This window comes from Acidaminobacter sp., assembly GCF_030247605.1.
GTDB lineage: Bacteria > Bacillota > Clostridia > Peptostreptococcales > Acidaminobacteraceae > Acidaminobacter.
In genome coordinates, this window is record NZ_JAOTSB010000006.1 from 38,007 (window position 1) to 52,568 (window position 14,562).

General features: G+C 54.0%; 12 protein-coding genes. All 12 read left to right on the top strand.

The genetic code is table 11. The features are described from left to right. Nucleotides 1–166: 166 nt before the first annotated feature. The 12 genes from OEL90_RS04570 (at nt 167) to OEL90_RS04625 (ending at nt 14,464) form a co-directional block, all read left to right on the top strand. Nucleotides 167–529 (top strand): hypothetical protein, encoded by a 363-nt coding sequence (locus OEL90_RS04570; RefSeq protein ID WP_291399656.1) that lies wholly within the window; start codon nt 167–169, stop codon nt 527–529. 415 nt (nt 530–944) lie between these two features. Beyond that, nucleotides 945–2,177 carry a tyrosine--tRNA ligase gene (tyrS, locus tag OEL90_RS04575; protein WP_300687295.1) on the top strand — a complete coding sequence of 411 codons (1,233 nt, stop codon included), beginning with the start codon at nt 945–947 and terminating at the stop codon, nt 2,175–2,177. Between the two features lie 342 nt (nt 2,178–2,519). Then, nucleotides 2,520–4,151, top strand: a complete 1,632-nt coding sequence (locus OEL90_RS04580) for an ABC transporter ATP-binding protein (protein WP_291399661.1) — start codon at nt 2,520–2,522, stop codon at nt 4,149–4,151. Beyond that, on the top strand, nt 4,148–5,311 hold the full coding sequence (locus OEL90_RS04585) for an ABC transporter permease (protein WP_300687297.1): 1,164 nt from the start codon (nt 4,148–4,150) through the stop codon (nt 5,309–5,311). Before OEL90_RS04580 ends, OEL90_RS04585 begins: the two co-directional genes overlap by 4 nt. Beyond that, the gene (locus tag OEL90_RS04590; RefSeq protein WP_291399664.1) at nt 5,308–6,240 is read left to right on the top strand and encodes an ABC transporter permease; all 933 of its coding nucleotides are present in this window, start codon (nt 5,308–5,310) and stop codon (nt 6,238–6,240) included. The genes OEL90_RS04585 and OEL90_RS04590 overlap by 4 nt, the downstream gene beginning before the upstream one ends. Before the next feature lie 51 nt (nt 6,241–6,291). Beyond that, nucleotides 6,292–7,317 carry a BMP family protein gene (locus OEL90_RS04595; RefSeq protein ID WP_291399666.1) on the top strand — a complete coding sequence of 342 codons (1,026 nt, stop codon included), beginning with the start codon at nt 6,292–6,294 and terminating at the stop codon, nt 7,315–7,317. 587 nt (nt 7,318–7,904) lie between these two features. After that, entirely contained in the window at nt 7,905–8,729 is an 825-nt protein-coding gene (locus tag OEL90_RS04600) for an ABC transporter ATP-binding protein (RefSeq protein WP_291399668.1), read from the top strand. Further along, nucleotides 8,726–9,955, top strand: coding sequence for an ABC transporter permease (locus tag OEL90_RS04605; RefSeq protein WP_300687300.1), 1,230 nt, complete (start codon nt 8,726–8,728; stop codon nt 9,953–9,955). The genes OEL90_RS04600 and OEL90_RS04605 overlap by 4 nt, the downstream gene beginning before the upstream one ends. A gap of 120 nt (nt 9,956–10,075) precedes the next feature. Continuing rightward, nucleotides 10,076–10,876 (top strand): hypothetical protein, encoded by an 801-nt coding sequence (locus OEL90_RS04610; protein ID WP_291399672.1) that lies wholly within the window; start codon nt 10,076–10,078, stop codon nt 10,874–10,876. After that, the gene (locus tag OEL90_RS04615) at nt 10,873–12,276 is read left to right on the top strand and encodes an alkaline phosphatase family protein (RefSeq protein ID WP_300687302.1); all 1,404 of its coding nucleotides are present in this window, start codon (nt 10,873–10,875) and stop codon (nt 12,274–12,276) included. The genes OEL90_RS04610 and OEL90_RS04615 overlap by 4 nt, the downstream gene beginning before the upstream one ends. Before the next feature lie 20 nt (nt 12,277–12,296). Beyond that, nucleotides 12,297–13,109 carry a glutamate 5-kinase gene (proB, locus tag OEL90_RS04620; protein WP_307730853.1) on the top strand — a complete coding sequence of 271 codons (813 nt, stop codon included), beginning with the start codon at nt 12,297–12,299 and terminating at the stop codon, nt 13,107–13,109. Between the two features lie 614 nt (nt 13,110–13,723). After that, complete coding sequence (locus OEL90_RS04625; protein ID WP_291399676.1) at nt 13,724–14,464, top strand: lytic transglycosylase domain-containing protein; 741 nt, start codon at nt 13,724–13,726, stop codon at nt 14,462–14,464. Nucleotides 14,465–14,562 lie beyond the last annotated feature (98 nt).

A 14,562-nucleotide genomic window follows, 5' to 3' on the forward strand; every position in this document is an offset into this window, starting at 1 on the left:
GGCGGGGTGATAGGCATTCGCCGCAGATATTCGGCTCAAGCACTGTCGGAAGAGGGCGGCCTCGGTTTTGCCTGCTGTCCCGCCTTCCTGACTTCAAATTTCTCTGCGTGATTCGCCTCCGTCTGGGTAAATAAATATCAGAAACGACAGAAAAGGTGGGATTGATATGACACTACAAGGCAAAAAGTCCCAGGCTCCTGAAATTTATAGTGACGGCGCGCGGAAGATTTTCTACAACGGCCAGATGGCAGATGTGGAACGACCCGTTTATATCGATATGACGTCATTGTTTGATAATTTTGTGACTGTGGTGCTCTCCAGGCGCGCAGAACCCAGATCTGTGATTGGATTTGAAATGATTTTGGAAAAGGACGTGCACAGCGTCGTCGCCAAGGTCGTCAGCGTGCGGCAGACCGCCATGGGCTATGAGACCCGGGTACTGATCGAGTTTATCCCTGAGGAGCTGATCCGCGAAATTGAGGAGCATCTCTCACGTCAGGCCCTTGTTCTTGAAGATGACTATGAGTAACATCTTGACAGCCGGCTGCAAAACGGCTAGGATAGGGACATAGTTATTTTAAAGAATAAAGAGCTATGACGAAACAAAGTAGTCCGGTACACGGGATTCAGAGAGCAGGTCGGTGGTGCGAGGCCTGACGAAGGTATGGGATGAATTACGGTTTTCCGAGCTTCAGAACGGTTTCTTTCGCCGCTGTCAAACAGGGGTGAGCCAGGGGCCGGGCTGCGCGGGCGCGCGTTAAGACGCCTTCAAGATACCATCGGCAGGGGCTTTGATTTTTAAGGTCCTGGCGGCAAAAGGATGGTATGAATTAAGGTGGTACCACGAGCTCTCTCGTCCTTAACCAGGACGGGAGGGTTTTTTGTTGTTTTTGAAGTATGGAAATATAAAATCAGTCAATTTTGTGAGGGAGGTTCACATTAACATGGAAAACGTATTTGATGTACTGAAGGCGCGGGGCTTCATTGAGCAGGCCACGCACGAGGAAGAGCTGCGGGAGCTGCTGGGCAAGGAGTCGGTGACGTTCTACATCGGCTTCGACCCAACGGCGGACAGCCTGCACATAGGCCATTTTATCCAGATCATGGTCATGATGCACATGCAGCGCCACGGCCACAAACCAATTGCGCTGGTGGGCGACGGCACGGTCAAGGTCGGGGACCCGTCCGGCAAGACGGAGATGAGGCAGATGCTGGTCTACGACACGATCAACGCGAACGCTGCCAAGATCAAGCGCCAGCTTCAGAATCACCTGACCATTGACGGCGTGACGGGCTTCATGGACAACAACGCCAAGTGGCTGGACCACCTGAACTACATTGAGTTCCTGCGGGATGTGGGCTCGAAGTTCTCGGTCAACCGCATGCTGTCGGCGGAATGCTTCAAGTCCCGCCTGGAGCGGGGCTTGTCGTTCCTGGAGTTCAACTACATGATTATGCAGGCCTACGACTTCCTGGAGCTCTACAGGCGCTACAACTGCAAGATGCAGCTTGGCGGAAACGACCAGTGGTCCAATATCCTGGCGGGCGTCGAGCTCGTGCGCAAGGCGGATCAGGGCGAGGTGTTCGGCCTGACGTTTAAACTGCTGACGACTTCCGATGGTCGCAAAATGGGCAAAACCGAAGCGGGCGCCATCTGGATCGATCCGGAGAAGACGTCCCCATACGAGCTGTTCCAGTACTTCAGAAACGTGGAAGACGCGGACGTCGAGAACTGCCTCAGACTCCTCACCTTCCTGTCGCTGGAGGAAATCGAGGCGCTTGTTGAGGTCGAAGGCTCAGAGATCAACAAGGCTAAAGAGGTTTTGGCTTACGAGATCACCAATATCATTCACGGCAAGGACGAGGCGGACAAGGCATTGGCTGCGGCTCGCGCGCTCTTCGGCAATTCCGGGGATCTGGCAGAGATGCCGACTACGGAGATGGCGGCCGCTGATTTCGCTGATGGCAAGGGCATGAACATTATAGATTTGCTCATGGCTGCCGGACTCATCCCGTCCAAGGGCGAGGGCAGAAGACTGATCGCTCAGAAGGGTATCACTCTTGGCGGCGAAGTCGTGGAGAGCCACGAGCTGGTCGTCGGAGCTGAGCGCTTCGAAGACGGCGCGCTGATGATCCGCAAGGGCAAGAAGATTTATCACAGGATTGTGCTGAAGTAAATGAGAATAAGGTGCCTGACACCAATTTCCTTTTTGGAAATCGGTGTCAGGCACTTTTTTTTAGGGAGGGAAGCTCGGTGTCTGACACCGAGTTTCTCTAACGACAGACACCCTTTCAGAAACTCGAGGACGATAGGCCAAAGCCGCTGACACTGAGTTTCTCTCCTTCTTGAGTAAAAAAACATAAAAACGTAATGTTATTTGTTGTCCTAAACCAATGGTTTTTATGCTAAAGTAACAAAGGCGAACGTTCGTGTTTTGTAGAATCTTAACTCTACGAATTTTCAACCTATTTCGACAATTCGTCCAGGGGTGGTACCTAATCGTGTCAGGGGGACTTTCATGGATCCAATATTGAGAATGACAGGCATCAGCAAGTACTTTGGCACCTTCGCGGCTAATGAGGGTGTCGATTTTGATGTTTTGCCCGGTGAAATCCACGCGCTTTTGGGTGAAAACGGGGCTGGCAAGTCGACTTTAATGAATGTGCTCTACGGACTATACAGGCCGGATAAGGGCGAGATCTGGTTTGACGGGCAGACAAGGCACTTCGCCTCATCCCGGGACGCGATCCTGACGGGGATTGGCATGATACATCAGCATTTCATGCTGGTACCGGTACATACAGTTCTTGAAAACATCATCATGGGCATGGGCAAAGAGAAAGGGTTTCTGGTCAAGGAAGCCCAGCTGGAAAAGGAAGTGCTCGAGATTGCGGCGCGCTACGGCATGGAGATCAACCCCAGGGCCCTTGTGTCCGAGCTGTCGGTAGGGGAGCAGCAGCGCGTCGAAATTGTCAAGGCGCTGTTCCGCGGTACCAAGCTCCTGATCATGGACGAGCCTACAGCTGTCCTGACGCCCCAGGAAACAGAGGAATTGTTCAAAACCCTCCGGCGCATGTCGGACGAGGGCATGTCCATCATCCTCATCACCCATAAACTGAATGAGGTCATGTCGGTCTCCAACCGGGTGACGGTGCTGAGGGACGGCAAGGTCACCAACACGGTCATGACCAGGGACTCCAGCGAGTACGAGCTGACCCGCTTCATGATTGGGCGGGAGCTGTCGCCGGCGTGCCGGGAAGGCCGCTGCTGCGGGGACAAGCTGGTCCTGGAGCTGGATCATGTGACCTGCGAAGGGGAAATGGGCAATCACACTCTGGAAAACGTTTCGCTATCGGTCTGCGCAGGGGAGATTCTAGGTATCGCGGGTGTTGACGGCAACGGACAGAAGGAACTCGCTGAGATTGTCGTGGGGCTGCGTGCATTGAAAAGCGGGCGTATCTTCCTCAGCGGTGAGGAAATTGCGGGGAAGTCGATTCTTGAAATCATCGGCAAAGGCATTGGGTACATACCGGAGGATCGACATAAGCGCGGGTTGGTGCTTGACTTCACCATCGGCGAAAACCTGATCCTTAAGGATTATAATAAGAAGCCATTCACGAAGGGCGGGCTGTTCGACTTCGGGAAGATTCACGGCCACGCGGACGACATGATCAAGAAATACTCCATCAAGACGTCGGCGGCGGGGCGGGAGTCCGAGGCACGCAAGCTGTCCGGCGGCAACCAGCAGAAGATCGTCGTGGCCCGGGAAGTGGACAAGGGGCCGAAGCTGCTGATCGCGGTGCAGCCGACCCGGGGCGTGGACATTGGCGCCACGGAATTCATCCATAAGCAGATTTTGAAGGCGAAGGAAAACGGCACGGCGGTGCTGCTGATCTCGACGGAGCTGTCGGAGATCAACCAGCTGTCGGACCGGATCGCGGTGGTTTACAAGGGGCAGATCATGGGGGAAATACCGCATGAAGCTTTCGAGGAGAGCCTGATTGGCCTGATGATGGCCGGGATGACCTATGAGAAGGCCATGGCAGCAAACCGTGGGACGGGCCAGGGGACAAAAGCAAGTGAGTTTTTAGCCGATGGTCATGTGCCCGCCCAAAACGCAGAACCCACGAAAGAGCAGGTGAACGCATGAGCGCGCTGGACAAACGCATTAAAGACGCCTTTTTGAAACCGGGCGCGCGGCGGTGGAGCGTCTACTCGCTGCTGGTGCCTATTGTCTCCGTCCTGTTGGCGCTGGTGCTGGGCAGCGTGCTGCTGCTGTTTATTGGCATCAACCCGCTGGAGGCGTACTGGTATTTGATCTTCTCCAATTTCAGCAACACCTATAACGTTGCGGAAGTGCTGGTCAAGGCGACGCCAATTGCGCTCACGGGCCTGGCGTTTACCTTCGCGTTCAGGACGGGACTCTTCAACATAGGCGGCGAGGGACAGATGTTCGCGGGCGCCATGGCGGCGGTCTTCGTGGGACTGAAGACGGGTCATCTGCCTCCTTTTGTGACGATTGGACTGTGCCTTGCGGCGGCCATTGTGGCGGGGGGCATCTGGGGATTCATCCCGGGGGTGCTCAAGGGCGTGTTTGGGTCCAGCGAGATCATTGTCACCATCATGTTCAACTATGTGGCGGTGTATCTGCTGAGCTTTTTGGTGGATAAGCCCCTCCGGGAAGCAGCAGGCTTTTACCCGCAGACGGACATGATTGGCGAAAACGCGTTCCTTCCATTTCTGATTCAGAATACGAGGCTGCATATTGGTCTCGTCGTAGCCATTATTCTCAGCATTCTGGTCTATGTCGTCCTCTGGAAGACTCCGCTGGGCTTCAGGCTGCGGGCGGTGGGCTACAACCCGGACGGCGCGGAATACGCCGGCATCAACATACGGCGCAACATGATCCTGGCCATGGTCATTTCCGGGGCTTTGGCAGGTGTGGCGGGCTTCACGGAGATCAACGGCATCCATCACCGGATGATGGACAACTTCTCGCGAAATGTGGGATTTGACGGCATAGCGGCGTCGCTGCTCGGCGGCGCGACCCCGGGTGGGGTCTTCGTGTCCTCGATCCTGCTGGGGATGCTGCAGACCGGCGCCAGCGCCATGCAGCGCGGGGTCGGTGTTCCGGCCAACATTGTCAGCATCATTCAGGCGCTGATCATCATATTGGTTCTCGCCGGGAACATGATGCGGCCAAAGCTTGAAATGAGATTGAAGGTCAAGCGCCAGGAACGCGAAGAACGCGAAGAACGCGAAGCGCGCAAAGAGAGTCAGGGACATCAAGAGGGAGGGATCGACGCATGAATGACATCATGAACGCAGCTTTTATTGTCGCTTTGCTGTCCGCGGCGCTGAGACTTTCTGTCCCCATTCTGTTCGCGGCCCTCGGGGGTATGTTTTCTGAGCGTTCCGGGGTCGTCAATATTGGACTGGAAGGGATTATGCTCACCGGCGCTTTTGCGGGCGTCGTAGGCTCCTATTTTACCGGCAGCCAGTGGCTGGGCGCTTTAGTGGCCATGCTGAGCGGGATCGCCCTTGCCGCGCTGTTCGCGCTGATCACGGTGAAGGTGCAGATCAACCAGATCGTCAGCGGCATTGCCATCAACTTGTTGGCGGTGGGCCTGACCAGCTTTTTCTTCCGGGCTCTGTTTGGCATCACAACGACGCCTATCACGGTTAACGCGTTCTCGCCGGTGTCACTTCCGGGACTGTCGACGCTGCCTTTTGTGGGGGAGGTCCTGTTCTCCCAGACCGCGCTGGTCTATATAGCCTTTCTGCTGGTGCCGGTGTCCTGGTTCATCCTCTATAAGACCTCCTGGGGCCTGAGCATTCGCACTGTTGGTGAGCATCCAACCGCCGCGGACACCGTGGGCATTCCGGTCAACCGCGTCCGCACCCTTTGCGTGCTGGCCAGCGGGGCCCTCGCCGGCCTTGGCGGTGCGTTTCTGTCCCTGGGGCAGTTCAATATGTTCGTCGACAACATGATTTCCGGACGCGGCTTTATCGCCGTCGCTGCAGTGATATTTGGCCGATGGAACCCCAAAGGCATCCTGATCGCCTCGCTGATTTTTGGCGTGGCGGATGCGCTGCAGATCCGGCTTCAAACGGCCGGCATTGGGATTCCGTACCAGTTTCTTCTGATGTTCCCTTATCTCCTGACGGTAGTGGCTTTGACGGGGATTGTGGGCAAAACAGTGGCACCAAAGGCTTTGGGAAAAGCCTATGCAAAATAGCGTGTTTACGGGTGCACGTAAAGCGCAAAAATTTCAAGGGGGAATGAAGCAATGGTGAACAAGAAGTGGTTGGTTTGGCTCATGGTCGCAGTGCTCGTCATGGCCAGCCTCGCAGGCTGCGCTCCGAAGGCTGAACCAGCAGCGCCGGCAGAACCAGCACCTGGCGCGGAAACACCGGCAGAAGAGGCTCCAAAAATCGTCCTGATTCTACCGGGACCGATCAATGACCAAGGTTGGAACGCGACAGCTTATGAAGGCCTGAAGCTCGTTGAAAAAGACCTCGGCGTGACTATGGAATACGTTGAGAGCGTTCAGCAGGCAGACTTTGAGTCAACCTTCAGAGATTACGGCGAAAAAGGCTATGATCTCGTCTTCGCGCATGGCACTCAATTTTTTGACGCAGCTAAAGCCATTGGTCCTCAGTATCCGGACACGTTCTTCATGGTCATCAACTCTGAAGAGGGCGTTGAGCCGAACGTTGGCGGCATTGGCATCCGTGAGTGGGAAGGCGGCTATGTTGCCGGAACCCTCGCAGCTATGAACACCACCAGCAAGCAAATGGGCGCGATTGGCTCATTCCCGTTCCCTGTAATCGAGGGGACCCTTGACGCGTTTGAAGCTGCTGCCATTGCAGTGGATCCGGCGATCAAAGTCACCAAGACTTATGTCAACTCTTGGGATGATATCCAAAAGGGTAAGGAGACTGCCCTTGCTATGATCGAAGCGGGCTCGGACCTCGTGTTCTGCTCGGCTAACCAGGTTGGCCTTGGCTCTATTGATGCTGCTAAGACTAAGGGCGTCAAAGCGATTGGCTATATCTCACCTCAAAATGAAGTCGCGCCTGGCACTGTTATTTCAAGTGTCACTTACAACACCCCGGGTCTCTTCAAAGTTGCGGTTCAAGATTTCCTTGACGGCAAACTGACAGCCACCGGCAAATCCCTTGGCTGGGCCGATGGTGTCCTGGACGTCCAATGGACAGATGGCGTTACGGATGAGATGAAAGCGACAATAGAAACGACCATTCAGGACCTCAAGGATGGAAAGATTGAGAACCCGTACGTACCGGGTGATTAGAAAGCAAAGACATGCATAAATAAAGATAAAGCCGCCAGATCGAGAGCTTGCTCTCGAATTGGCGGTTTTGTCTTTATTTATATAGGGCGCAGCCCGTGACCGAAGCGCAGCTTTTAACCGAGCGAAGCGAGGTTGAAAGCGGAGCGAGGTGCATGTCGGTTGACGTGAGTTGCAGATTTATTAGGGCGCAGCCCTCGGTTGAGGTGACGCCAAAGACTAAAGCACAGGCGAAGCGACTGTGCACGTCAGTTGGTGTGAGTTGCAGCTTACCCTGTACGAAGAAGGGTGCGTGCTCATGTAATGTTACAGAAATGTTACCACACCTGACACCAAGTTCAACTGAGTGTCAGACACCAAGTTCAACTGAGTGTCAGACACCAAGTTCAACTGAGTGTCAGACACCAAGTTCAACTGAGTGTCAGACACCAAGTTCAACTGAGTGTCAGACACCAAGTTCATCTCAGTGCCTGTCACCAACTCAAAACTTGTCCGCGTCCCCAACTTGAAATCCTTCTCCAAGGGGGCTATGATGGACTTAGAACATTCAATAAATGCAATCTATCCTTATCTTATTGGGAGGGCGCGACATGATTGAAGTCAATGGACTCGTGAAAATATACAAGCTGACGAAGCGGCAGATGCGTCAGCGGAAGGAAAAAGACAAAGTCAAAATCGCGGTCGACGGCATCACTTTTGAAGCCAGGCCCGGTGAAATTTTTGGACTGCTGGGGCCGAACGGCGCCGGGAAGACCACGACGCTGCGGTGCGTTTCGACGCTGCTTTCTCCGTCGGAGGGGGACATTCGCGTTTGCGGCTTTGATACAGCCGCTCAGGGCGTCGAGGTCAGAAAGCGCATTGCGTTTCTCACCAATGAGCTCAAGCTGGACGGCCATTTCACGCCGCGCTACACTATACGCTATTTTGGGAGCCTCTACAATATGGCGCCGGAAGAAATTGAAGCCCGAGCCGCCTCGCTTTTCAAAACCTTTGGCATTGAGGGGTTTCAGGACACGAAAATCGACGATCTATCCACGGGGATGAAGCAAAAGCTCTCCATTGCCGTGAGTTTGATTCACGATCCTGAAGTCGTCATCTTCGACGAACCCACCAACGGGCTTGATATTATCACAGCCCGAACGGTCACGGATTATCTGATGAGTCTGAAGGCAGAAGGAAAAACAATTATTGTGTCGACGCACATTATGTCCGTCGCTGAGAAACTTTGTGATCGATTCGCTGTGATCCTTGGCGGCAGGATCGTCGCCCAAGGCACCCTGGAGGATGTTCTGAAAGCCGCCGGAAGCCAAACCCAGGATCAAGTCCCGGACACAATCTTGGACCTCGAGGACGCCTTTTTCAGGTTCTATCAGCGCCAAGAGCTGGAAGACCAAGCTAGTGGGGTGATCTCATGAACCGCGAAATCCTGACCGTCCTGCGCAAGGAACTTGCCCGCGTCTTCACCGACCGCAGGCTCGTCATCTCAGCCTTTATTATGCCGGCGTTGACCATCGCGCTGCTGTATGGCGTCATGGGGGTCATGATCACGCGCATGGTCGAAGACCGTCAGGAACACCAGACGGAAATCGCTGTAATCGACGCGCCGGCCTCTTTTGCCACTTATATTGAACATCATCCTCAGGAGGACATGACCCTTCAACTGGTGGATGCCTCACGCCTTCCGGAACTCAAGGGCCTCCTCTTCACTGGGGAGCTCGACGCCGTTTTAGCCTTCGACAAAGGCTTTGACACGCAGCTCATCAACTACAAGAGTGAGACAAAGCAGCCAGGGATAAAAATCTACTACAACGCCGCTGAGGATTACTCGGTGGACGCTCGAAGCAGGCTGATGAACGGACTCCTGGAGGACTACGAAGCCGGTGTTCTGACCACAAGGTTTGGAGACGCTAGCTACCTGACTGCCTTTGAGACTTCAGATGAAGTCGTGGCAGATCCCAAGAAAGTCGCCGGGAAAGGCATAGGCAGCTTCCTGCCGCTGCTGCTCTCCATATTCCTCTTTGCAGGCGGGATGGGCGTCGGACTTGATGCCATTGCCGGAGAAAAAGAGCGGGGCACCATGGCGACCATGCTGGTGACGCCGGTGCGCCGCGAGGCCATTGCTTTTGGAAAGCTTCTCAGCCTGGGAGTAGTGGCATTTCTCAGCAGCATATCTACCATGATTGGCATGGTCGCCTCAGCACCATTCGCGACTTTTCTATTCAGCAATCCTGAAGCCGAAAGTGAAGGGGCGGCAGCTGCAGCCGGCTTCATGATCTCTCCTGGCTACATTGCCGCCTTGCTCTTCATCTCCATTGTGCTGACCATGCTCTACGTGGCGCTGATCAGCCTGGTCAGTGTTTACGCTCGAAACGTCAAGGAGGCCGGCACATACATTACTCCGGTCTACATGCTGGTCATGCTGCTGGGGGTCCTGACGACCTTTGGCACCGGGCAGCCGGCCTTGTGGGTATTCGGCATCCCGATCTACGGCAACGTCATGCTCATGAAAATGTCGCTGTCCTATGAGATGACCTGGCAGATGCTGGCGCTGAATACAGGGGTTTCCCTTGTTTTTCTGGCGATTCTGGTCGCGGTCATCAGAAAAATGTTCAATTCCGAGCGCGTCATGTTCAATGCGTAAGTGTGAAATAAGGCAGCCTCAAATGCTCTGAAGCATCAGAAAATTGAATTTTCAGGCATTAAAGTATTTTCGAGGCGCCTTTAATGCGGTATGATAGTTGGATAGAAAGAGGTGGTCCCGGTGATTTATTTCAACACAAAACCTGAAATCATTGAAGCGGCGATCCAGTCTGCGCCAGTCCACGCCTGGGTTGGCGAATTTTCCGGGCGCGACAGCGTTGCGGCCATCATAGCGGCGTTTGAACACGACGCCTGTGACTTTGTGCTGCCCGTGGCCAGTTTTGCGGGCACTGAATATGGCGATACCCGGGACCTTCTGGAAAATCACGCTCACCTGCGATCGGAAATCGAAGCCCGCTATGGGGGTGCCAAAACCATCGGCGATCTGATCTTTTACAGCGATCCCTTTCTTTGGGGTCTGATCAATGGTCGACACGTGGCGCAGCTCACCCGTCAGTTTGGCTTTTATACGCCCTGCATAGGCTGCCACGCCTATTTTCATCTGCTGAAGCTCCCTTTCGCGAAGCGTCTTGGCAAGGTTATCATCTCCGGCGAGCGCGAGAGTCACGACGGCCGGGTCAAGCTGAATCAGCTGCCTCAGGTGCTGGATTTTTTAAGCGGTGAGATCGGAGCCGAAGGCGTGCAGCTTCTCCAGCCCATTCGGGATCTGTCTGACGGGGATGCTGTCGAGACCATGATTGGTTGGGCGTGGAAGGAAGGCGTCAACCATCCGGAGTGCACCTTCAGCGGCAACTACAAGCTGGCAGACGGCCGCGTGGACTATGACCCGGCTGCGCTCGCGACATTCTTGACGGACTATCTCGGTCCCGTGCACCGCTTGGTGGCGAGGGCCCTCGGCACAGGCTTCGACTATGACCGTCGAGAACTCGAGCATGCTGTGAAGGGGATTTTCAATCCATGATTAAAACCATTATGTTTTTGCTGGACGGCGTCGGTGACCGGGGCCAGCCAGCCCTGGGCGGGCTGACCCCCCTGCAGGCGGCGCGGCTGCCTAATCTGGACCGAATCGCCAAAGCGGGCGAAACGGGCCTGATGGTGCCTTTCCGGCCCGGAATTCCGCTGGGGACAGATCACGCCCATTATTTGCTCTTTGGCTACCAGCCTGAAGAATATCCGGGGCGGGCGGTTATAGATACCATCGGCGAAGGTCTTGAGCTCTCGCCAGAGGACATTGTTCTTCGGACCTCCTGGGCCACAGTGGGTCCGGGTGCAGCCCAGAAACGCCCAAGTACGGCTGTGGAACGCCCAAGTACGGCTGTGGAACGCCCAAGTACGGCAGTGGTATACTCAAGTATGGAAACTGAACCGCCCCGTGAGGGGTATAATTGTTTTATCATTCAGGAACGATTTACGCCCGGGATCGACCGGCAGGCCGCTGAAATCCTTGCTGCAGCGCTGCCCGAGATGTTCGAGGGCATTCGCGCGGAGTGGCATTTTTCCCACGACAGCCATGGGTTTCTGATTCTCAGGGACTGCGCTGCCCACTTCGACCCACAGGTCTCGGATACGGACCCTTTTTATGAGGGGCAGCAGGTGATGGCATGCAAGCCTTTCGAAACGGCCTCGGAAAAAGCGTCGGCGCTGGCCGGCTGGATCAACCGGTACCTCATAGAGGTTCACAGGCGCCTGAGCACCTCCGAACTCAACCAAAAGAGGGTGGCGTGCGGCCAGCTTCCCGGCAACTTCATGCTCACCAAATGGGCCGGACGGCTGCAACTGCCGGAAGCGTTCCAGCTCAGAAATGGCATGCGCGGCGCGATCATAGCGTCGAGCAAGCTGCTGAAAGGCGTCGCGGCTTCCCTGCAAATGGATTACTACGAGTGCGGGGACTATCATGAGGCGGTCAAGCTGAGCCATCAGCTCGATTACGATTACATTCACGTTCATACAAAGGCGCCGGATACGGCAGCCCATACCAAAAGACCGGAAGAAAAAGTCCGTGTCCTCGAAGCGTTGGATCAAACTTTTGAGGCGCTGCACGCCAGTGACGACTATCTGTATATTGTCACGGGGGATCACAGCACCGCCAGCAGCGGCAGCCTGATTCACTCCGGCGAATCCGTGCCGGTGGTGTTCCTGGGAACCATGACGCGCGGCGACCTGGGAAGCGCCTTTGATGAAGTCGCCTGCGGTCTCGGCGGCCTGAGGATTACCGCTGGGGATGTGATGCCCATGGTCCTGAATCTCACAGACCGGGCCAAGCTCTACCATCTCCGGGCGGGAGAAAAAAGGCGGCTCTACAGGGCAATGCACGTCGAACCGCTGGGATTCGAGTTTTCAAAGACACAGACATCCAAGTGAAAAAGGCAGAGGTGGAAATTATGGAAAGAAAAGAAATGTTAAAAAGGGTCAAGCGCGTGGTCGTCAAGGTCGGGACCTCAACGCTGACACACCCTACAGGTCATATGAACTTCAATCAGATCGATTTGTTGACGCGCCAGCTGGCGGATATGCAGAATCAGGGCTATGAGGTCATCCTCGTAACCTCGGGCGCGATTGGTGCCGGTGTCGGCAAGCTGAACCTCAAGGAAAAGCCAAAGACCATTCCTGAAAAGCAGGCCGCTGCGGCAGTCGGCCAAGGGGTGCTCATGCACCTCTATGAGAAATTCTTCAGTGAGTATGGAAAGATCATTGGACAGATCCTGGTGACCAACGTGGACTTTCAAAATGAAAACCACAGACAGCATGCCCGGAACTCTTTCAATACACTTCTCGGCATGCAGGTGATTCCAATTGTCAACGAGAATGACGCCGTCGTTGTCGACGAGATCAAGGTGGGGGACAATGACACCTTGTCAGCCTACGTTTGTCGCAATATTGATGCGGATCTCCTGATCCTGCTCTCGGACATAGACGGTCTCTATAACGACGACCCCCGCGCCAATGAAGATGCGGCGCTCATCCAGACGGTGACGCGTATTGATGATGACCTGAAGGCACTCGCCAAAGGCGCAGGCTCTGACCTGGCCACCGGCGGCATGGCGACCAAGCTGAGGGCAGCGGAAATTGCCCTGGAGGGCGGCGCGTATATGATCATAGCCAACGGCTCAACGGACAAAGTGCTCAACAGAATTATGGCCGGCGAGCATCTTGGAACCTTGTTCCTGCCTGCGGCTCATCGGGCGGAAAAGTAAACAGGCGTGAAGCTGGGAAAGGCAATTGGCGCGGGACGCCAATTGCCTTTTTAAGTGAGGAGAAATAGGTTGCGGGAGATGGAAGAAGGTGTCTGACACCTTTTTCCGTCTTTCGTCAAACGGTGTTGTAAGTAAGTTATAAAAAGCGTAACATATAATGGAAAATACGGCACCTGCCAAGCTGTTTTACCATTTAGAAATGTAAAATAATGGATTAAAAGGGCGGAACCATGATCCAAAATGACCAATTTAGCTAAGTGGGCATGTGAAACGACAAAATTCGAGGTTTTTGGAGGCCGAGTGGGTAAAATGGTCCTATAAACCGCTAAAAATGTGGAACAGCCGACAAAATGAAAATCCAAAATTGCGTATTTAAGCAAGATAAAATAAGTAAAATAATAACAAAATAAACTAAAATATGTATGCTGTTTAATGCATTTACCACAAAAAACCTAGTATTTCCCAGTTAACACCTGGTGCCGCACGGTTGATAAAAAGTAACAGTGTGATATAATCGGGTCACTGTTAAATCCGAGGGTGTGTCCTATGAAGATGACCCGGGTTTAATGTTGATCATAGATATTTCATATGTTTGAAAGGTGTTGAACCAATACATGTCTGGTTATAGAGAGGTGTTCGCCTCCGCGCTTGGTCTTATGATCACGTGGTCTGCGGCGCTGACAGGTGGGCCTGCCCATCTAAATAACGAGGGACGTATTCTGGGATCTTTGTTGACAACTTCGGCACAGGAAATCCAAATTGAAGCCGCGTCCAATCTTGACGCCGTCGATTTTGAAGCCGCCAACCGCCTCTATGCGGTCATGGCGAATCAGGTTGATGAGGCTATCCAATTTGAGGATCCTGAGACGCTTACCTTAAAAAAATTACAGCAAAAGGCAGAGGCGATTGCAGAACAGACTCCGCTGGACCTTGAAACTTCGCAAGTCGTTGTCGGCTATGCGGAACAGTTCGGTCTGAAGCCATCTCTGATTCTGGCAATCATCGAGACAGAAAGCAATTTTAACCCCACTGAGGTAGGAACCCATCAAGACCGGGGGCTGATGCAGATCATCCCACCCACGGAAAAGTGGCTGGCCAAAGATATGGGCCACGCGATCGGACTTGATTACAATCCAAAGAGAATTTTTGAACCAGAATACAACATAGGACTGGCAGCGACTTATTTGGCGTTTCTGAAGGACTCCTACGGTGACAATTTTCACCGCATCCTTTCGGAATACAACCGCGGACCGTATAACCTGGCGCGTTACTATCAGCGCAATGGGACCTACGCGACGGGCTATTCCAAAAAAGTCCTGAAGCTTGAAGCCAAATACGTTGCTTTCAACGATTAGCACCAGTCCTCTGTGTACTTTCGTGTACGTCAAGCGCATACAAAAAAATCCCCTGTGGCAGCGACTTTAAACGTCGGCGTGGACAGGGGATTTTTGCA